General features: G+C 60.1%; 21 protein-coding genes. All 21 read left to right on the plus strand.

All coding sequences use genetic code 11. From position 1 onward, the window contains the following. The first annotated feature begins 376 nt into the window (after positions 1–376). The 21 genes from spo0A (at position 377) to hpf (ending at position 20189) form a co-directional block, all read left to right on the plus strand. The gene (gene spo0A, locus PH256_RS14445) at positions 377–1129 is read left to right on the plus strand and encodes a sporulation transcription factor Spo0A (protein WP_270914727.1); all 753 of its coding nucleotides are present in this window, start codon (positions 377–379) and stop codon (positions 1127–1129) included. A gap of 187 nt (positions 1130–1316) precedes the next feature. Beyond that, a complete protein-coding gene (gene ispF / locus PH256_RS14450; protein WP_270914728.1) occupies positions 1317–2429 on the plus strand; it encodes a 2-C-methyl-D-erythritol 2,4-cyclodiphosphate synthase in 1113 nt (370 codons plus the stop codon). A gap of 189 nt (positions 2430–2618) precedes the next feature. Further along, positions 2619–3500: a diadenylate cyclase CdaA gene (gene cdaA, locus PH256_RS14455; RefSeq protein ID WP_242956195.1), complete on the plus strand. Its 882-nt coding sequence runs from the start codon at positions 2619–2621 to the stop codon at positions 3498–3500. After that, on the plus strand, positions 3481–4755 hold the full coding sequence (locus PH256_RS14460) for a CdaR family protein (RefSeq protein ID WP_270914729.1): 1275 nt from the start codon (positions 3481–3483) through the stop codon (positions 4753–4755). The genes cdaA and PH256_RS14460 overlap by 20 nt, the downstream gene beginning before the upstream one ends. A gap of 9 nt (positions 4756–4764) precedes the next feature. Further along, entirely contained in the window at positions 4765–6357 is a 1593-nt protein-coding gene (locus PH256_RS14465) for an NAD(P)/FAD-dependent oxidoreductase (protein WP_270914730.1), read from the plus strand. Between the two features lie 71 nt (positions 6358–6428). Beyond that, entirely contained in the window at positions 6429–7721 is a 1293-nt protein-coding gene (locus PH256_RS14470) for a hypothetical protein (protein WP_270914731.1), read from the plus strand. Then, the gene (gene recJ / locus PH256_RS14475; protein WP_270914732.1) at positions 7718–9751 is read left to right on the plus strand and encodes a single-stranded-DNA-specific exonuclease RecJ; all 2034 of its coding nucleotides are present in this window, start codon (positions 7718–7720) and stop codon (positions 9749–9751) included. Before PH256_RS14470 ends, recJ begins: the two co-directional genes overlap by 4 nt. 3 nt (positions 9752–9754) lie before the next feature. Continuing rightward, entirely contained in the window at positions 9755–11929 is a 2175-nt protein-coding gene (locus PH256_RS14480) for a RelA/SpoT family protein (RefSeq protein ID WP_087185177.1), read from the plus strand. A 27-nt stretch (positions 11930–11956) separates the two neighbouring features. Further along, positions 11957–12406, plus strand: coding sequence for a D-aminoacyl-tRNA deacylase (dtd, locus tag PH256_RS14485; protein ID WP_087182205.1), 450 nt, complete (start codon positions 11957–11959; stop codon positions 12404–12406). A 27-nt stretch (positions 12407–12433) separates the two neighbouring features. Further along, positions 12434–13027, plus strand: coding sequence for an MBL fold metallo-hydrolase (locus PH256_RS14490; RefSeq protein ID WP_270914733.1), 594 nt, complete (start codon positions 12434–12436; stop codon positions 13025–13027). A gap of 19 nt (positions 13028–13046) precedes the next feature. Continuing rightward, positions 13047–14498, plus strand: a complete 1452-nt coding sequence (hemZ, locus tag PH256_RS14495) for a coproporphyrinogen dehydrogenase HemZ (protein WP_270914734.1) — start codon at positions 13047–13049, stop codon at positions 14496–14498. After that, positions 14464–15390 carry a nucleoside kinase gene (locus PH256_RS14500; RefSeq protein ID WP_270914735.1) on the plus strand — a complete coding sequence of 309 codons (927 nt, stop codon included), beginning with the start codon at positions 14464–14466 and terminating at the stop codon, positions 15388–15390. Before hemZ ends, PH256_RS14500 begins: the two co-directional genes overlap by 35 nt. 101 nt (positions 15391–15491) lie before the next feature. Beyond that, the gene (locus tag PH256_RS14505) at positions 15492–15893 is read left to right on the plus strand and encodes a zinc ribbon domain-containing protein (protein WP_270914736.1); all 402 of its coding nucleotides are present in this window, start codon (positions 15492–15494) and stop codon (positions 15891–15893) included. Between the two features lie 309 nt (positions 15894–16202). Further along, on the plus strand, positions 16203–17006 hold the full coding sequence (mazG, locus tag PH256_RS14510) for a nucleoside triphosphate pyrophosphohydrolase (protein ID WP_270914737.1): 804 nt from the start codon (positions 16203–16205) through the stop codon (positions 17004–17006). 39 nt (positions 17007–17045) lie between these two features. After that, positions 17046–17321, plus strand: a complete 276-nt coding sequence (locus PH256_RS14515) for an HU family DNA-binding protein (RefSeq protein WP_058966716.1) — start codon at positions 17046–17048, stop codon at positions 17319–17321. Positions 17322–17404: 83 nt separating this feature from the next. Continuing rightward, positions 17405–17650 carry an RNA-binding S4 domain-containing protein gene (locus PH256_RS14520; protein ID WP_058966714.1) on the plus strand — a complete coding sequence of 82 codons (246 nt, stop codon included), beginning with the start codon at positions 17405–17407 and terminating at the stop codon, positions 17648–17650. 60 nt (positions 17651–17710) lie between these two features. Beyond that, positions 17711–18010 carry a YabP/YqfC family sporulation protein gene (locus PH256_RS14525; protein WP_087185172.1) on the plus strand — a complete coding sequence of 100 codons (300 nt, stop codon included), beginning with the start codon at positions 17711–17713 and terminating at the stop codon, positions 18008–18010. A gap of 6 nt (positions 18011–18016) precedes the next feature. Beyond that, positions 18017–18502, plus strand: coding sequence for a hypothetical protein (locus PH256_RS14530; RefSeq protein WP_270914738.1), 486 nt, complete (start codon positions 18017–18019; stop codon positions 18500–18502). A 41-nt stretch (positions 18503–18543) separates the two neighbouring features. Beyond that, positions 18544–18843: a septum formation initiator family protein gene (locus PH256_RS14535; RefSeq protein WP_270914739.1), complete on the plus strand. Its 300-nt coding sequence runs from the start codon at positions 18544–18546 to the stop codon at positions 18841–18843. Positions 18844–18937: 94 nt separating this feature from the next. Continuing rightward, the gene (locus PH256_RS14540) at positions 18938–19417 is read left to right on the plus strand and encodes a S1 RNA-binding domain-containing protein (protein ID WP_058966707.1); all 480 of its coding nucleotides are present in this window, start codon (positions 18938–18940) and stop codon (positions 19415–19417) included. Between the two features lie 250 nt (positions 19418–19667). Further along, on the plus strand, positions 19668–20189 hold the full coding sequence (gene hpf, locus PH256_RS14545; RefSeq protein WP_270914740.1) for a ribosome hibernation-promoting factor, HPF/YfiA family: 522 nt from the start codon (positions 19668–19670) through the stop codon (positions 20187–20189). The last annotated feature ends 212 nt before the right edge of the window (positions 20190–20401 follow it).

Here is a 20401-nt window from a genome sequence, read left to right on the forward strand (position 1 = left end):
AGCAACGCCAAATGCGATTGGCGTTGCTCATTATGCACCTTTAGGTGCTGCTGGAATAATGGCCCTTATAGGGCCGTTCTGCAAACCCCACGTTCAACGTGGGGTTATGATTTTACAGGGGTAAGGTGCAGTTGAGAAAGGGTGTGCGGTGGTGGTCCTGCAAGATGTGACAGATGACAGCTGAACGGGAAACCTGGCGGTTTTATGTACAAGAAGGCAAAAAAGAGGAGAAACGGTCAGGAAAATATTTCCAATAATATGGTAAAAACTGGAATTAACTATTGCAACTGCTGGAAATATATGGTAAAATTTCCATTGTTAAAACAACACAGCGAAACCACCCGCAAAACGGATGTAAAAACAGGAGGAAGCTACAATGGAAACCATGAAATTTTTAATGACCGATCTGGGCGAAGCGGCCACTGCCGCCTGCGTTGCCGCGTTGGAAGGGCGCGGCATGGAGGTTATTGTATGCCCGAAGGACGGCACGCAGGTGCTGGAGAAAATGCTGGAATACCGGCCTCGCGCGGTTCTTCTGGAGGTGTTCATGCCCGGGCTGGATGCGCTGGCGGTAAAGCAGCGTTATGAGGCCCAGGGCGGCAGCGCTGTTTTCTTCGCCACCGGCCCCTTCCAGAATGAGGAGGCGGAGCAGGAGCTGCTGGAGAGCGGGTTTGCATTCTATTATGTGCGCCCCTTTGACGAGCAGATCCTGGCAGGCCGGACGATGAAGGCTCTGGGCAAGGCGCCGGTACATCGGCAGATCGGCACCGGCAACGACGAGGTACGGGTCAGTGAAATTTTACACCAGATCGGGGTGCCCGCCCACATCAAAGGCTACCAGTTTTTGCGGGATGCCATCCTGCTGACCATGGAGGACCAGGATTACATCAACGCGGTGACCAAGCGGTTGTACCCGGAAATTGCCAAGCAGAACGGTACCACCGCCAGCCGGGTGGAGCGGGCCATCCGCCATGCCATCGAGGTAGCCTGGGACCGGGGCGATGTGGACACCCTGAACAGCTACTTCGGTTACACCATCCACAATCTGCGGGGTAAGCCCACCAACTCGGAATTTGTTGCCATGATCAGCGACCGGATGCGCCTGGACAAAAAGCAGCGTCAGGCCTAAGTGCGCAGAAAGGCAGAGAATAGAGGGCCGTTTCGGTATATGGTGCCGGGGCGGCCTGTTTTTTGTGCGCGTGTGGTGTGCACCCGGTGGATTTTTAGAGCAAGATACGATATAATGGATCTTGTTATAAACAATGAAAGCGGAACGCTTTGCAGGGCGGGCGATTCCGCGCCAGGAGGCACCAAGCATGAACAAAACCGTTACCGCTGTGATCGTGGCCGCCGGTTCTTCCCGCCGGATGGGCTTTGACAAACTTTCCTGCCGAATTTCCGGCGGCACCGTGCTGGAAATGAGTCTGCGGGCCTTTGACCGGCACCCGCTGGTGAGGGACATCGTGCTGGTGACCGGCGAAAATGAAGACCCCGCCCGCGCGGCGGCAGCTGCCTGTGAAAAGCCGGTGACTCTGGTGCGCGGCGGAGCCACCCGCGCAATCAGCGTGCGCAACGGTGTGAGTGCGGCCAGCGGCGAGCTGGTGGCCATTCATGACGCGGCCCGTCCCTTTGTGAGCGAGGCGGTGATTACTCAGGCGCTGGAGGCAGCGGCAAGCACCGGTGCAGCAGCCCCGGCGGTGCCGGTGAAGGACACCATCAAGCAGGCAGAGGATGGCCGGGTGAAGGGAACCCCTCCCCGTGAGACTCTGTTCGCGGTACAGACGCCCCAGTGCTTTGACCGGGCGCTGTATCTGGAGCTGCTGGCCCACGCGGCGGACGATTCCATCACCGACGACTGCCAGCTGTTCGAGCAGGCTGGCCGGACGGTGGTGCTGACTGCGGGCGATTACGCCAACTATAAAATCACCACACCTGAGGACCTGAAAGGAGAGACAAGCATGCGCATTGGCCATGGATATGACGTACATAAGCTGGTGGAGGGCCGCCGCCTGATTCTGGGCGGAGTGGATATCCCCTACGAAAAGGGGCTGCTGGGCCACTCCGATGCAGATGTACTGGCTCATGCGGTAATGGATGCAGTGCTGGGCGCTGCCGCTTTGGGTGACATCGGCAAGCATTTCCCGGATACCGACCCCGCCTACAAGGGAGCGGACAGCCTGGAGCTGGCTCGTCATGTGGCCCGCCTGATGGCCGGTCAGGGCTGGAAGATCGAGAACATCGACTCCACCATTCTGTGCCAGGCACCCAAGCTGGCACCCCACATTCCCGCCATGCGCCGGAACCTGGCCGAAGCCTTTGGCATTTCCAAAGAGCAGGTGAGCGTCAAGGCCACCACCGAGGAAAAGCTTGGCTTTACCGGTGCAGGCGAAGGCATCGCAGTGCATGCGGTGGCACTGATTACCCGCTGACCAGCAGACCCAAAAAAAGGTTTTCAAGCCTGCGGGCGTGTGATATACTAACAATGGTAACATGCGCAGATGCGGTGCCTGTTCCGGCGGCTTTATCCGGGGGGCACCGAACGATGAATCACATGGAGTTTTGAAACACTGCGCCGCCGGGCCAATTGGACCGAAGCGGCGCAAACAGGAGGTTTTTTTGTGGCGAATGGGTTTGAAATCAGCCAGTTTGTGGGCAATTTGATGTCCATCTGGCTGCAGCCGCAGAATATTCTGGATATTGCCATCGTCGCCTTCGTGATCTACGAGCTGCTGGCAGTGATCCGCAAGACACGGGCCGCGCAGCTGGCCAAGGGCGCGATTGTTGTGGTTGCGGTGTACGCACTGGCGTATATCCTGGGGCTGCGCACCGTGATGTGGGTCATGAACAGCGTGCTGCAGGTTGGTATCCTGGCGCTGGTGGTACTGTTCCAGCCGGAGCTTCGCCGGGCACTGGAGCAGATGGGCCGCACGGACAAATGGGCGTCCAAGCTGCTGCGCAGCCGCCGGATGGACCCGGGCCTGCGTGCTCAGTGGCAGAATGCCTGCCTGGCCATCTGTGATGCTGCGGAGCAATTGTCCGACACCAACACCGGCGCGCTGATCGTGCTGGAACGCAACACCAATCTGTCCGAGATCATCCGCACCGGTACTCCGCTGAACGGCGATGTGAACCGGGAGATGCTGGGCACCATCTTTTATGAAGGCACGCCTTTGCACGACGGCGCCGTGGTGGTGCGCGACGGTATGCTGAAGGCGGCGGGCTGTGTGCTGCCGCTGTCAGATAATCTGGAAATCGGCAAGGACATGGGCACCCGCCACCGGGCGGCGCTGGGTATGAGCGAAAATTCCGACGCGGTGGTGGTGGTGGTCAGTGAAGAGACCGGCATCATCTCGCTGGCAAAGAACGGCGTGCTGATCCGCCGGCTGGACCGTCAGAATCTGTTCAACCTGCTTCAGGAGGAGCTGGTTCCTCCCGAACAGCAGGACACTCCTAAAAAATCTTCTTTCTGGAGAAAAAAGAATGAAAAAGGACAAAGATAAATCTCTGCTGGACGACCGGCGTTTTTCCATCCCGCTGTCCATTTTGCTGGCAGTGGCGATGTGGATGGTGGTCACTATGGTGATCAACCCCAATTCCACCTTTACACTTTACAATGTGCCGGTGGATTTCACCTATAATTCCACAAGCTATACCAGCAAGGGGCTGGATATCGTAAACAACCCGCAAAAGAGTGTTTCCCTGAAGCTGGAGGGCAATGGCTATGACCTGAGCGGCCTGAAGGCGGAAGACTTCGTGGTCTATCCCGACTATTCCTCGGTGAACGGCCCCGGCGAGGTGACCCTGCCTTTGCGTGTGCTGGTGCGGGACAGCGCCAGTCAGGTGAAGGCTACCGTGAATAAGGACGAGCGGGTTACCGTGGTGTTCGATTCCGTGGAGGAAAAAACCTTTACCGTGCAGGTGCAGGCCAGCGATCTGACCATCGCGGATGGATATATCCTGCAGGGCACTGTGGCTTCTCCCAGCTCGGTGACCGTGAACGGCCCCGCCAGCGAGGTGGACAGCATTGACCGGATCGTGGCCCGGGTGGAGCCCAGCTCTGATCTGGAGAATATGTCGGAGAGCAAGATCAAAACGGTCACGCTGGAAGCGCAGGATGCTCAGGGTCAGCCTTTGAGCCTGCAGTACACCACCATGGACACCACGGTGGTGGATGTAACCATCAACATTTACCAGACCAAGGAGCTGCCCCTGGCGGTGAACTTCATCAACGTGCCGGAGGGCTTCGACCTGAATACTTTGAACTACACCCTGTCCCAGGAGACCATGGTGGTGAGCGGCCGCCCCGAGACGCTGGAAAGCCTCACCGAGCTGGCGGTAAGCGACTTTGACCTGTCCACCTTTGAGCTGGATAAGTCCTACAGCCTCACCGTGAACCTGCCCAAGGGCGTGGAAAGCAAGAACAATGTGAAGACCATCACCCTGAGCTTCGACACCACCAGCCTTGCAAGCCGTACCCTGAATGTGGCGAACATCCGCACCATCAATCAGCCGGACGGCTACACGGTAACGGTGAACGACACCAAGGTGTCCAACGTAACGCTGATCGGCCCCGAGGACGAGCTGGAGGAACTGTCCCCCAGCAGCGTGGTTGCCACGGTGGATATGAGCCAGAGTCAGGTGGTCGCAGGCACGGAGAACCTTTCGGCCTCCATATCGGTACCCTCTTCCAGCACCATTTTCGCAGTGGGCAGCTATTCGGTAGAGTGTTCCATCACAGTAAATTCCGGGAGCTGATCAGAAAAGATGCTGTTGATTCGAGGGCTTCGGGTGGGGCTGAACGTGCCCCAGCCCGAGCAGCAGGCCAAAGCCATGGCCTTGAAAACCCTGCGCCTGCCTGAAAGCCAGGTGGCCAGCGCGGGGGTGGCAAAGCTTTCGGTGGATGCCCGGCACGGCAAGCCCGTGCTGGTGTATACCATCGCCATCACCTTGAAAAACGAGGGTGCGGAACCGGCTTTGGCCGGGGCCGCGCCCTGCGTTGCTATATCCAAGCAGGTGGAATTTCGGCCTGAAATCGCCAAAACACCGCTGGGCGGCCGTCCGGTTGTGTGCGGCTTGGGCCCGGCGGGTCTGTTCGCTGCACTGGCACTGGCCCGGGCCGGATACCGCCCCATCGTGCTGGAGCGGGGTCCGGCCCTGGAGGAGCGGGTCAAGGCAGTGGAGCATTTCTCCGCCACCGGCCAGCTGAACCCCAATGCCAACATTCAGTTTGGCGAGGGTGGCGCGGGAACCTTCTCTGATGGCAAGCTTACCACCCGCATTAACGACGAGCTGTGCGGTTTTGTGACCCAGACCCTGCTGCGCCACGGTGCACCGGCCGAGATTGCCTACCGGCAGAAGCCCCATGTGGGCACCGATCTGCTGCGGGGAGTGATCCAGTCCATCCGAGGTGAGATTCAGCAGCTGGGCGGCGAGGTGCGCTTCAATACCCGCCTCACCGGCTTGATTCGGGAAAACGGGAAGCTCTGCGGCGTGCAGACCACCGGCGGCGATATCGCCACTCCGGCGCTGATTCTGGCGGTGGGCCACTCGGCGCGGGATACCTTCGAGATGCTGCAGGAGGAGGGCTTGCCCCTTGTTTGCAAGCCTTTCTCGGTGGGCTTCCGCGCGGAACATCTGCAGACTGAGATCGAAAAAAGCCTTTACCACCAGGCAGCAGGCCATCCGGCGCTGCCCCGGGGGGAGTATCAGCTCAGCCAACATGTGGGTGAGCGTTGTGTCTACACCTTCTGCATGTGCCCCGGCGGCCAGGTGGTAGCCTCGGCCAGCGAGGAGGGCGGCGCGCTCACCAATGGCATGAGCTATCACGCCCGTGCGGGCAAAAATGCCAATGCGGCGGTGGTGGTCAGTGTGGATGGCCGGGACTTCGATCAGGACCCGGCCAAGGCCATTGCCTTTCAGCGGCAGCTGGAGCGGGCAGCTTATGCGGCGGGCGGCGGTGGTTATGCAGCCCCTGCGGAAACCGTGCAGAGCTTTCTGCAGGGCAAGGGGCGGCTGGACCTGAATCGGGTGGAGCCCACCTATGACCGGGGCGTTTGCGCTTATGATCTGGGCAGCCTGCTGCCCGAGGAGCTGGCCGGAACGCTGCGCACCGGCCTTTCCGCCTTTGAACGCAAGCTGCGGGGCTATACCGCGGCGGACGCAGTGCTCACCGGCCTGGAAACACGTACCTCAAGCCCGGTGCGACTGGAACGGGGGGAGAATCTGCAGTGTACCGCACTGCCGGGGCTGTATCCCTGCGGCGAGGGCGCGGGTTACGCGGGCGGTATTGTGAGTGCCGCAGTGGATGGCCTGCGCTGTGCCCGGGCGCTGATGGCCACCGGCGGCCCACAGGAATGATGTGAACAGCGGCTTTTCGGGCGCTGCCCGGCAGGCCGGAACGATAAAACGGAATGGATGGGGAAGAGAAGATGGCAGAGAAACGACCGTATGAATACGATGCCTGGGGCCGTCAGGGCCAGCAGCGCCGTGGCCAGACCGGAAGCGGCCGTACGCCCGGCGGTCAGGACCCCTGGGACGAGGTGTGCCGCAGCATGAACGAGCTGGGCGCCGCTGTGGCCACCGAGGTGGGCCGGGGGCTGAAGGAGGGCTGGGATCAGGTGCAGAAGAGCCTGAACGAGGCCCAGGCCGCGGGCAAACAGGGCCAGCAGCCCCCGCAGCCGGTGCGGACCTCTGCCACTGGCGCCCCCCGCTACAAGGCGCCGCAGACGCATGCCGCTGCAAACCGTGCGGCTGCCCGGGTGGACCGGGTAGTGGATCGGCTGGGAGAAACAGTGTCCAACGGCCTGTGCATGATGGGCGGCACCGTGGCCACAGGCTGCGCCGTGGTGCTGGGCTTCTTCGGCGTGATGTGTCTTGTGATGGGATTTGTGTCCGGGCCGCTTGCGCTGGGCATTGTCACCGGTGTATTTTTCCTGTCGCTTTGCGTTGCATTTGGGCTGGGCGCTCGCTGGTTGTTTTTGCAGCCGGGCCGCCGTTTCCGCCGCAAGCGCTACCTGATGGGCATGGGCCAGCAGACCAATGTGCCGCTGACCCGGCTCAGTGAGGTGGTGCAGCGCCCGGTCCCCTTTGTAAAAAAGGATCTGACCCTCATGATTCGCAAGGGCTGGCTGCCCAATGCCTATCTGGATGAGGAAGAGGACCGGTTTTTCCTGAACGCAGCGGAATACCGGGAGCTGCAGCGCCAACAGGAAGAGGAGCGCCGCGCCCAGGAGACCCGCCGCCAGCAGGAAGAAGCAGACCCGGCAGGAGCCGAGCTGCGGGCAACCCTGGATCAGGGAGCCCAGTTCCTGAAGGTGCTGGGTGAGCATGCAGCCGCCGCAGCGGACGAACCGGACCTGCAGCAGGAGCTGGTGCGCATGCAGACCCAGGCCGGTGAAATTCTGGATTGGGTGGAGGATCATCCGAACAGCGCCGGAAAGGTTCGCCGTCTGGTGCGGTATTACATGCCCACCACCCTGAAGCTGCTGAAAACCTACGATGATGTGAAGGACCAGAAGGGCGAAGTGGCAGGAAACATCAAGCTGGAAATCACCGGCATCCTGCACACGGTGAATCGTGCCTTCGAGAACCTGCGCGATGATCTGCTCAGCGACACTGCGCTGGATGTATCCACCGAGATCAGCGCTATGCAGGCCATGCTGGCCCAGGATGGTCTTTCGGCGGACGATACTTTCTATTCAAAGGAGCAAAGCAATCAATGACCTATCGAGCCTGGCAAGTCAAGCAGCCCGATGAGCAGGCCGCCGCGCGGCTGGCAAATGCCATCGGCGCGCCGCTGCTTCTGGCGCGTATTCTGGTGGCCCGGGGCATGAGCAGCCCCGAGCAGGCCATGGAATTTCTGGAGCAGGATGCTCCCTTGTCCGACCCGTTTCTGATGCGGGATATGGACAAAGCAGTCCAGCGGATTTTACAGGCGGTGGACGAAGAGCAGCCCATCGTGATCTTCGGTGATTACGATGTGGACGGCGTAACTGCCACCGCCCTTTTATATTCCCATCTGCGTGGCATGGGTGCCAATGTGCGCTGCAAGCTGCCCAGCCGCGAGGAAGATGGCTACGGTCTGACCAACGCCATTGTGGAGCAATTGGCCGAAAAGGGCTATAAGCTCATCATTACGGTGGATAACGGAATCACCGCCGTCCAGGAGGCCCGGCGCGCCAAGGAGCTGGGCGTGGACCTGGTGATTACCGATCATCACCTGCCCGGTGAAACACTGCCGGAGGCGGTGGCGGTGGTGGACCCCGCCCGGGCGGACGACACAAGCCCCTGCAAGACCCTTTCCGGCGCGGGTGTGGCCTTCAAGCTGTGCGCCGCGCTGGACGGCTGCGAGCCGGAGCTGCTGCTGGATTTCTGTGGTGATCTGGCAGCCATCGGCACCGTGGCGGACGTGATGGTGCTGCAGGGAGAAAACCGAACCATTGTAAAGCACGGCCTGTACGCACTGCAGAACAGCGAGCGGCCCGGCCTTCTGGCTTTGCTGGGGGCCTGCGGTCTGGGCGACAAGCCCGTGACCAGCGAGAGCATCAGTTTTGCCATCGCCCCCCGGCTGAATGCCGCCGGACGAATGGATTCCGCGGTCAGCGCGCTGCAGCTGCTGCTGTGTGAGGATGAGGCAAGAGCCCAGCAGCTTACCGACCAGCTGGTGGCCAGTAACATCGCCCGGCAGGAGGCTGAGCAGCGCATCATGGCCGAAGCGGAGGCCCAGCTGGCGGCAGACCCGGCCCGCCAGAACGACCGGGTGATCCTGGTCTGGGGCCAGGATTACCATCCCGGTGTGATCGGTATTGTGGCCAGCCGTCTGGTGGAGCACTACGGTAAGCCGGTGATTGTGATCAGCGTGCAGGAGGGCGAGGGCAAGGGTTCCGGCCGCAGTGTGCCCGGCTTTAATCTGCACAAGGCCATCAGTGCCTGCGGCGATTTGCTGCTGCGCTTTGGCGGCCATGCGCTGGCGGCGGGTCTCTCGGTGAAGGAGGAGAATATCCCGGCGCTGCGCAAGGCGCTGAATGAGTTTGCCGCCCGGGAATACCCGGTGCTGGAAAGCCCGCCCCTGGAGTTGGACGTGACCGTTCGGCTGGACACACTGACTGTGCAGGAGGTGGAGGGCCTGGACTATCTGGCCCCCTGCGGCAACGGAAATCCCGCGCCCCTGTTCCTTCTGGAAAACGCGCTGATCGAGGGCGTTTATCCGGTGAGCGATGGGCGGCACTGTCGCCTGCGGCTGCGCCAGGGTGGAGGCTGCCTGTACGCCGCCTATTTCGGTGTGAGCGTGGCCCAGCTGCCCTACCAGACTGGTGACCGGGTGGATGCTGCCATCACGCTGTCCATCTATCAAGGCAAAAACGGACCTCAGCTGTCCGGCCGCATCCGGGAGCTGCGCCCCGCGGGCCTGCCTGCCCAGACTGCCCGGCAGGCGGCGCTTTTCGACGCCTTTTTACACGGCAGTAAACTGGCGGACCGGCAGCGGCAGGAGTTGCTGCCCCAGCGCGCCCTGATCGTGACGCTCTACCGCATGATTCAGAAGGGCGAGGTGTGGCCGCAGGACCTGCAGCCGGTTTTTGCAAAGCTTGGCCCGGAGAATACCGGGCGAATTCTGGCGGGTTTGACCGCCCTGACCCAGCTGGGTCTCGTGGAAATCTGTGAGACCGGCGGGGCCAAAAAGTATGCGCCGGTACCGGTGGCCCAGAAACAGGACCTGTTCTCGGCCCCGATACTTAAGGCACTGGAGGCATGATCCATGGCTGGATATGTAGTATACGATGATTTGAAACAAATGGTCCTGGAATCGGGCCGCCCCTACGATATGGAGATGCTGGACAAAGCGTACCAGCTGGCGGAGCGGGCCCACAGCGGCCAGTTCCGTCGCTCCGGCGAGCCCTATATCTGCCACCCGCTGCATGTTGCCATGCTGCTGGTGGACCTGGGTATGGATACCGAGAGCCTGGCCGCCGCCCTGATGCACGATGTGGTGGAGGATACCTCGGTCACACTGGATGAGCTGGAAAGCCAGTTCGGCGCGGATGTGGCCCATATGGTGGACGGCGTCACCAAGCTGACTAAGATCAAGTTCTCCTCGGTGGAGGAGCAGCAGGCCGAGAACCTGCGCAAGATGCTCATGGCCATGAGCCAGGACGTTCGGGTCATGATCATCAAGCTGTGCGACCGGCTGCACAATATGCGCACCGGCGATGCCTGGCCTGAGCAGAAGCGGCGGGACAAGGCCCTGGAGACCATGGAGGTCTACGCGCCCATTGCTCACCGTCTGGGCATCAGCAACATCAAGGAAGAGCTGGAGGACCGCAGCCTGCGGTATCTGGACCCGGTGGGTTACCAGAACATCAAGGACCTGCTGGCGGAAAACGGCGGTCGGGAGTTTGTAACGAACATTGCCGAGGTCATCCGGGAACGGCTGGCCGAGAACGGCATGCCGGAAGCCATCATGAAAAGCCGGGTCAAGAGCGTCTACGGTATCTACCGCAAGATGTTCATGCAGAACCGGGATTTTGAAGAGATTTACGATGTGTATGCGGTGCGCATCATCCTGGACACGGTGGCCGAGTGCTACAATGCCCTGGGTGTGATCCACGACATGTACCACCCGCTGCCCAACCGGTTCAAGGACTATATCTCCACCCCCAAGCCCAACGGCTATCAGTCGCTGCACACCACCGTCATCGGCCACGAAGGCATTCCCTTTGAGGTACAGATTCGTACCCGCGAGATGGATCAGATGGCGGAATACGGTGTGGCGGCCCACTGGAAATACAAGGCCGGTATCCAGAGCGGCAGCAGTGACCGTCTGGAGGAACGCCTGGCCTGGGTTCGCCAGCTGCTGGAAAGCCAGCGGGAGAACGAGGACGCCGGCAGCCTGCTGCAGGACATCAAGGGAGACCTGCTGCCCGAAGAGGTGTTTGCCTTTACGCCCAAGGGCGATGTGATCAACCTGCCCGCCGGTGCAACCGCCATCGACTTTGCCTACGCCATCCATTCGGCGGTGGGCAACCGGATGATCGGTGCCAAGGTGAACAGCCGTATTGTGCCCATCGATCATAAGGTGGTCACCGGCGAAATCATCGAGATCATCACCGGCCCGGCGGACAAGGGCCCCAGCCGCGACTGGCTCAAGATCGTAACCACCAGCGAGGCCCGCAATAAGATCCGCAACTGGTTCAAGAAGGAGCGCCGGGAAGAGAACATCCAGGAAGGCCGCGCCGCCCTGGAGCGGGAGATGCGCCGCAATCTGATCACCGTCCCGGACGACAAGTGGGATGAATTCATGGCCGAGATTGCCCGCCGCCAGCGGCTGAACAGCGCCGATGAGATGTATGCGGCACTGGGCTACGGCGGCCTGCAGATCAGCCGTCTGATGGGCAAGATCAAGGACGAATACGCCAAGCTGAAGGCGGGCGACGAAAAGGCCGCCAATCTGATGGCGGATATTCCCCTGAAGAAATACAAGGGTAGCGACGGCGTTGTGGTGGAAGGCATCGACAATTGCCCGGTGAAGTTCGCCAAATGCTGCAGCCCCCTGCCCGGCGACGAGATCGTGGGCTTCATCACCCGCGGCTTTGGCGTATCCATCCACAAAAAGGACTGCCAGAACGCCCAGGCCAGCATGGCGGACCCGGAGAACCGGGGCCGCTGGGTCCGCGCTTACTGGGAGGACACCAAGCAGGAAAACTACAAGGCCACTCTGGAGCTCACTGCCATGGACCGCAGTGGTCTGGTGGGCGATGTGGCAATGGCACTGACCGAGCTGCGTGTGCCGGTGTACGCCATGAGCGCCCGCGCCGTGGACAATGGCCGAGCCTCCATGTCGCTCACCATCGGCATCGCCAGCACCGAGCATCTGAACAGCGTGCTGGCCAAGCTGCGCCGGGTGAAGGACGTGGTCAGCGTGATGCGCGTATAAAATATCTCAAGAACAAGGAGAAAACCAATGCGAGCTGTGATACAGCGTGTGACCAGCGCCAGCGTGGTGGTGGACGGGGGAGCGCCCCGGCCCATCGGTCCCGGTCTGGTGATTCTGCTGGGCGTGAAGGACACCGACACCCTGGCCATCGTGCCCAAGCTGGCGGAAAAATGCGCCCATCTGCGCATCTTTTCCGACGAGGCGGGTAAATTGAACAAGAGCGCCGTGGAACTGGGCTATTCCGCCCTGGTGGTGAGCAACTTCACCCTCTACGCGGACACGAAAAAGGGCAAGCGGCCCAGCTTTATTGCCGCCGCCAAGCCTCCACTCTCGGTGCAGGCCTATGAGCTATTCCTGGAGAAGATGAACGAGCAGGGGCTGAAAGAGGTGCAGCACGGCGAATTTGGCGCCGATATGCAGCTGAGCCTGACCAACGATGGCCCGGTGACTATTGTGATCGATACTGACGAGTGGTAACTGCCGCCCGAAAAAGAAGGAGACCCCATGAACGTATATCATCTGCGGGGCCCCGCGCCCTATTACACCAACAGCTTTGTGATCGTTACCGACCAGGGCAACGCCGTGGCGGTGGACCCGGCCCCTGCGGCGGACGAGATCGATCGCCTTCTGGCCGAGAAGAACGCCAAGCTGACCCGCATCTTCCTGACTCATGGCCATTTTGACCATGTCTACAGCGTGGAGGAACTGCGCCGCCGCTGGAACTGCCCAGTCTGGCTGGACCCCGCCGACGCGAAGGGGGACGCGATGTACCCGGTGTCCAAAAGCGACGCCTGCTACGAGGATGGTACCCCCATTCAGGTGGATGAGGCAGAATTTACTCCCTGGCATACGCCGGGGCATACCGCCGGTTCCTGGATCATCGAGTGCGCCGGCCTGCTCTTTGCGGGTGACACCCTGTTTGCCGGCGGCGTGGGCCGCACCGATCTGGAGGGCGGCAGTCCTGCCGACCAGCGGGCAAGTCTGAAGAAGATCAAGACCCTGCCTCTGGCGGACGATACTACGGTGCTGCCTGGCCACGGTGATTTCACCACCCTGGGCCAGGAAAAGGCCGAGAATCCCTATCTGATGTTTGTTTGAAGCAAGACGAGGAGCATTTATGCTGATTCATATCAAGGGCGGCATCTCCGGCTATGAGCCGGAGAACATTGCCCGTATGTTTTTTCCCGGCGCCAGCCTGACCGCCAAATATGTCCGCGGCGAGGATCTGGTCTTTGCTGCCGCAGGCCGCTGCCGTCTGGCGGCGGGTGTCCGACGGGGCGGCAAGTGTCTGGTGCGCACCGCGCCTCTGCCCCAGGAGGGCGAGAGCGTGGAGTTTGCCCTGTGCAGCCTTTTGTATGAGCTGCTGGGCCAGGCCACCGGCCTGCGCATGCCCTGGGGCAAGCTCACCGGCGTGCGCCCGGTGCGCATCATTCATGATAAACGGGCCGCGGGCTGGTCGGAGGAGGCCATCCGGGACCTGTTTGTGGACCGTTATGACTGCACTCCCGAGCGCTTTTCTCTGGCGCTGCAGATCGCGGACCTGCAAAAGCCCATCATCGCCGGTCGGCAGCCGCTGGATTACAGTCTGTACATCGGCATCCCGTTCTGCCCCTCCCGCTGCAGCTACTGCAGCTTTGTGTCCCGCACCATCGGCCGGGACCAGAAGCTGGTGCAGCCCTATGTGGATAAGCTGTGCGAGGAAGTGCGGGAGATGAAGCGCCAGGCCGAGCACTGCGGGCTGAACCTGAAAACCATCTACATCGGCGGCGGTACCCCCACCAGTCTTTCGGCGGACCAGCTGCGCCAGCTGATGGGCACCGTGCGGGAATGCTTTGATCTTTCCCGGCTGGAGGAGTATACCGTGGAGGCTGGCCGTCCCGACTGCACCGACGCGGAGAAGCTGGCAGTCATCAAGGAATACGGCGCAAGCCGCATCTCCATCAATCCCCAGACCTTCAACGACCAGGTGCTGGCCAACATTGGCCGCAAGCATTCCGCCGCGGACATCCTGCGCTGCTTCGACGAGGCACGGCAGGTCGGTCACGGCAATATTAACATGGACCTGATCGCAGGCCTCCCCGGCGACACGGTGGAGAGCTTTGCTGCCAGCCTGGACCAGGCCATCGCCCTGGACCCGGAGAACATCACCGTGCACACCCTCACCCTGAAGCGGGCGTCCAATCTGGTGATTGAAAACCGGGATGAGGCCTATGCCGATGTGGCCGCCATGGTGGAGCTGGCAAACCAGCGCCTGGCGGATGCGGGCTACCGGCCGTACTATCTTTACCGGCAGAAGAATACCTTGAAGAACCTGGAAAACACCGGCTGGTGTAAACCCGGCTATGAGGGGTACTATAATATTTATATCATGGAGGAGATCCACTCTATTCTGTCCGCCGGTGCGGGCGGCAGCACCAAGCTGTGCCAGCCGGGCGGCAGCCGCATCGAGCGGATTTTCAACTACAAATACCCGGCGGAATACATCGAAGGCTTCGACGAGATTCTCCGCCGCAAAGAGGGAGTGAGTGCATTCTATGCCCGCTATCTGGATTCCAAAACGACTGGTTGAGGTCAGTCTGATCAATACCGCCGCCGAAAGTGCGGCCAGTTTTGCCCGCCATTGCGAGCATGAGTATGAGGGCAGGGTGCACGCTGCCGCCAGCGAGGTGCTGGCCAGCGGCTGCTCGGTGGTCATGCTCACCGGGCCCTCTGCCTCCGGCAAAACCACCACGGCTCACAAGCTGGCCGAGGCACTGCGGCTGCGCGGCGTGGTATCCCAGGTGGTCAGCCTGGACAATTTTTATAAAAACCTGAACGAGTATCCCCGTTTGCCGGACGGCAGCAAGGATTACGAGAACATCACCGCGCTGGACGTGGATGAGATTCAGCGCTGCCTGAACGAACTGATTACCACCGGCCGCACTGAGCTGCCGGAATTCGACTTCCTCACAGAGAACCGGAAGCCGGAAAAGATTCCTCTGGAGCTGAAGGGTGGGGTGTGCATCGTGGAGGGCATCCACGCGCTGAATCCTCAGCTGACCGACAGCCTCCCCCGGGATCAGGTATATAAGGTTTACGCGGGCCTGCGGGAGGAATACAGTTATCGGGGCCAGCGGGTGCTGCCCACCCGGGATATCCGCCTGGCCCGCCGCATGGTGCGGGACTATAAGTTCCGGGGCCACAGCCTGGAAAAGACCCTGAACATGTGGGAGCGGGTGTGTGCCGGTGAGGATAAGTTCATCAAGGTGTTCAAGAAGGAGGCAGACCTGCTGATGGATACCTCTTTCAGCTACGAGATCTGCCTACTGGCACCCTTTGTGACTCCGCTGGCGGGCGAGCTGCCGGAGGATCATCCCAATGCCGAACGGCTGAATGCCCTGGCGGGCTGTTTCTCTCTGGTGGAGCCGCTGAGTCTGGATCTGGTGCCGGAGAATTCCATGCTCCGGGAATTTTTGGGCTGAGCCGTTGCGCGCTGCAGCACCTTAGAGTATAATGAAACAACAAGCAATGAATTCCCGGCGCGCCTGACGCGCCGCACCACAAAAGAAAGAGGTGTTTGGCTATGAATATCGACTTGGATAAGATTCTGGAGACCGGCGTACAGCTGGCCGACAGTGCGAAGAAGACCGCCACCGATCTGGCCCAGAAGGGTAAGAAGCAGGTGGACCTGATGAATGCGCAGACCCGCCTGAGCAAGGCGCAGCGCCAGCTGGGCGCACTGGTCTACAGCCTGGAAAAGAACGGCGAGAAGAACGATCTGCTGGTGAAGAAGTATGTGGACGCGATCAGCGCCATTGAAGAGGAGATCGAAACGCTGAAGAAGCAGGAGAGCCAGGGTCAGAGCACCTATACCTACACCTATACTGCACCCGCACAGGAGCCCGGCAAAAAGACCTGCCCCCAGTGCGGCGCGGAGGTCGATGAGGATGCCCTGTTTTGTTCTGGCTGCGGGGCACAGCTTTAAGACCGGCGACGCGGGCGTGGGCCAGGCGGTAGTGTTCACTCTGTCTGCCAAAAACCGTGAGACCAATTGAATTGTTGCGGGCGGCGGGCGAAAAAATGTCCGCCGCCCGCTTTTTCTGTGAAGAAACGGTGGGGAGAAAACCCGCGAAAAATCTTTGTTTTCACCATAAAAAAGCGCCAAAGTGGGCAGGATTTCTATAGCATGGTATGAAAACGGCCTTCGGGGGCCAAAAATAGGGGAAAAGGGCTTGAAATGGCGCTTTATCTAGGGTAGAATATGAGGAGTCACAAAGCGAAGGGGGCGGTTTCCATGGGCTTCACACCCAAGGAGCGGTATGATGCACAGGACCTGGTGCGCATCGTGGCGCAGCTGCGTGCACCGCAGGGCGGCTGCCCCTGGGACCGGGAGCAGACCCATGCGTCCATTCGGATGAACTTCATTGAAGAGACCTATGAAGCGGTGGATGCCATTGACCAGAACGATGCGCACCTGCTGTGCGAAGAGCTGGGCGATGTGATGCTCCAGGTAGCGCTGCATAGTCAGATGGAGGCCGAAAAGGGTACCTTTACGTTTGACGATGTGTGTGATGGTATCTGCAAAAAGCTGATCTACCGCCATCCCCATGTGTTCGGGGAGGAATCCGCTGCGGCTACTACCGGTCAGGCGCTGGCCAACTGGGAAGCGCTGAAAAACACCGAGAAGGGCCGCGCCACCGCAAAGGATCGGCTGGAGAGCGTGCCGCGCTCGTTTCCGGCACTAATGCGGGCAGCTAAGCTGCAGAAGCGGGCCGGAGCCTATGGTTTTGCTTACCAGGAGCCGGAGGATGCCCTGAACGATGTGAAGGACGAGCTGGCAGAGCTGGAGCAGGCAATGCAGGGGCGGGGGAACGCCGCCGAAGAAGTGGGCGACCTGCTGTTTGCCGCCGCCGGTCTGGCTCGTGCGCTGGGCGTGGACCCGGAGCAGGTGCTCACCGGTGCGTCCGACCGGTACCAGAGCCGGATTATCCGCTGTGAAGAGCTGGCCGGGAGCAAAGCGCTTGCCGGTCTGAGCAATGAGGAGCGCCGCGCCCTTTGGCGGCAGGCCAAGAACGAGGAGCAGTCCTCAAAGGTGTAACACCTTTGTTACTGATAAATCATTTGGAGGTATATGAACATGACGAAAGTTGAACTGATCGCCGCGGTCGCCGAGAACGCCGGCCTTTCTAAAAAAGACGCTGAGCAGGCTGTGAATGCTACTGTAGAGGCCATCACCAAGGCTCTGGCCGAGGGCGACAAGGTGTCTCTGGTCGGCTTTGGCACCTTCGAGACCCGTGAGCGTCCCGCTCGCAAGGGCCGCAACCCCCGCACCAAAGAGGAGATCACCATCCCCGCTACCACCACTCCCGCTTTCAAGGCTGGCAAGGCCCTGAAAGACGCTGTGGCGAAGTAAGCTTTTTGGAATACACTGCCCGCTTCCGGTGGCCTCACGGCCCCGGCGGCGGGATTTTTCGTATCCGAGGAAAGGAACAAGCAATGCGCATTGACAAATATCTGAAGGTCAGCCGCCTGATCAAGCGGCGCACCGTGGCCAATGAAGTGGCCGACGCAGGCCGTATCCTGGTGAACGGCAAGCCCGCCAAAGCCAGCTATGCGGTAAAGGTGGACGACGTGATTGAGATCACCTTCGGCAACAAGCCGGTGAAGGTAAAAGTGCTGTCCACCGACGCGCCCATGGGCAAGGATGTGGCCCGGGAGATGTACCAGGTTATCGAGGAATAATCCTCATCTGCTTTTGCATACAATGTGCAAAAAGCCCTTGTGGCAAAAGCAGGTGAAAGAATGCAGGAAAAACGTTTTGAGCAGCCCGCGCCGGAACCGGTTAAGCTGCCACACAATCTGATTGTAGAGGACCGGCGGACCCTGACTGCCACCGGTGTGACCCGCATTGTGAGCTACGACGAACAGGGGGCTACCCTGGAGACTCAGCTGGGCACACTGGTGATCGGCGGCAGGAACATCCAGGTGAGCGAGCTTTCCATCCAGACCGGCGAGTTGAAGATCTTCGGTACCATCGAGTACATGCAGTATTCGGAACCGGTGAAGAGTCCGGGCGGCTTTCTGCGCCGTCTGGCCCGTTGAACGTGTATGGCGGCGCATATTCCCGAGGCGCTGGCCCTGGCGGACGCACTGTGCTGCCTGGGGCTGGGCCTGCTGTTGGCGGCGGCTTATGACGGGGCGCGCTGGCTGCTGGGCAGCCGCTGCCCGGTGTGTCTCATTCTGGATCTGGCTGCCTTTGTGTGTGCGGCAGTGCTGCTGCACAGCTTTGCCGCAGGCCGCAGCTACAGCGGTATTGTACGGTGGTATATGGCGGCAGGGGCTGCAGCCGGGCTGTGCAGCTATTTTTTTGTACTGGCGCCGGGCCTTGCAGCGCTGCGCAGTCTGGTTCGATGGCTGGTGCTGCTGCCGGTGCGCCTGGTTTGGATCACAGCGGTGCGCCCAGTGGCCCGCCTGTGTGGCAGAGAGGTGGGCCGTACAGCGCAAAAACTGCGCAGTACTCTGGTAAAACGACAAACAAAACAGTTGCAAAAAAAGGCCAAGGTGTTGTATAATTCTAATCAATACCAGGTTTAAGGCGTACCACAAAGCACGCCGGCAAAGGGGGGCTGCCGGGTATGACCAAGATCGAGAAAAAGAAGGGCGGAATCTCTTCCCTCGTGCTGCGGCTGGGCCTTGCAGCTCTGGCCGCATATCTGGTAGTGGGCATGGTATTCAACCAGGTGGAAATTGCCGCCAAGCGGCAGCAGCTGGATGCGGTGGAGCAGCAGCTGGAAGCGCAGCAGGCCCAGAACGATGAGCTCAGCCGGATTCTGCAGTCCGGCACCGACGAAGAAATCGTGGAACGGGTCGCCCGGGACCAGCTGGGTTATGCGAAGCCCAATGAGCGAGTCTTTGTGGATATGACCGGAAAATAAACAGGATGCAAAGGGCGGCCGGTATCCGATGCCGGCGTTGCGGGCCTTTTACATAAAAAATAATTTTTGAAACAATAGGAGAAACAGGGGTTACATGGCGTTACAGTTAGAGGTAGGAGCGATCCTGGAAGGTAAGATCACTGGCGTGAAGAAGTTCGGCGCGTTCGTCGCGCTGCCGGAAGGCAAAACCGGCATGGTACACATTTCGGAGGTTTCCAACAGCTTTATTGAGGACCTGTCCACGGTGCTCACCGAGGGGCAGACCGTGAAGGTCAAGGTGATGAACATCGGCGAGGACGGCAAGATTGCCCTCTCCATCAAGCGCACTCTGCCGCCGGAGCCCCGTCCGGCCCGGCCTGCCCGCCAGGGCGGCGCGAACGGCGGCCGTCCTCCCCGTCAGAACCGGAACGACGGTCCCCGGGTGTGGCAGCCCAAGGCCCAGCAGCCCCAGGGCGATCTGAGCTTTGAGGATATGATGGCCAAGTTCAAGAGCCAGAGCGAGGAGAAGATCTCCGACCTGAAGCGCGTTACCGAAAACCGGCGCGGCGGCGGTTACTCCCGCCGGCGCGGCTGATCGGCAAAGACAGCGAAAGAGACCTGCGGCTCACTGCTGGAAAGGCAGTGGCCGCGGGCTTTTTTATGCCTGTTTTCTGACCAAAAGCGTTTTGTCACTGTTGCAACACAAAAAGTTTACAAGTTAGTGCGGTTTTACTCTGTTTCTTTTTGTACAAATGTGATACAATATAACCATCAGAACGGCAGATATCAATGCGGATAGCACAAAATATATCCGGGATATTTGCCACAAAGGAGGCAATGGTTTTATGAAGGTCACATGCACTGGCAGAAAAGTTTCCCTGAAACCCAGTTTCATCGAGAAAGCGCAGGCAAAGCTGGACAAGCTGGACAAGTTCTTTGATGGCGAGGCCGAAGCGCAGGTAACGGTGACAGTGGAGAAAAGCGGCCAGACCGTTGAGATAACAGTGCGGGAAAAAGGCCTTGTGATCCGGGCGGAAAAGATGCAGGAACGCATGGAAGACGCCCTGGACGATGCAGTTGATCTGCTCACCCGCCGCCTCGTGAAGAACCGCAAGCGCCTGGGCGACAAGCTCACCCGCTCGGTGGCCGTGGAATGGCCCGCCGAGACGGAGCCGGAGGAAAGCTACGATGTGATCCGCGAGAAGCGTTTCGTGGTGAAACCCTGCACCACCGAAGAGGCAATCCTGCAGATGAATCTGCTGGGCCACAGCTTCTATCTGTATCGCAACATGGACGATGGCCAGATTCAGTTGGTCTACCGCCGGGCAAATGGCACCTATGGCGTGCTGATTCCTGAAGATTACTAAATGATCAAACGACCGGGGGCCGCTCTCAATGAGCGGCCCCTTTTTTATATATGTGCCGGAGATCAGATTCGTGAACGGATAAATTCGGCAAATAATTTCCTTCCCGGAGCGGAAAAGAATTCATGATTTGATATTTTATCGAGGCAAATTTTGTGTTCTGGTTGCAGGTTTTGTCAAAATGGAGTATCATAAAGGATGATTATAATGAGTTG

The sequence above is a fragment of the Allofournierella sp. CML151 genome (assembly GCF_027853465.1).
Classification (GTDB): domain Bacteria; phylum Bacillota; class Clostridia; order Oscillospirales; family Ruminococcaceae; genus Allofournierella.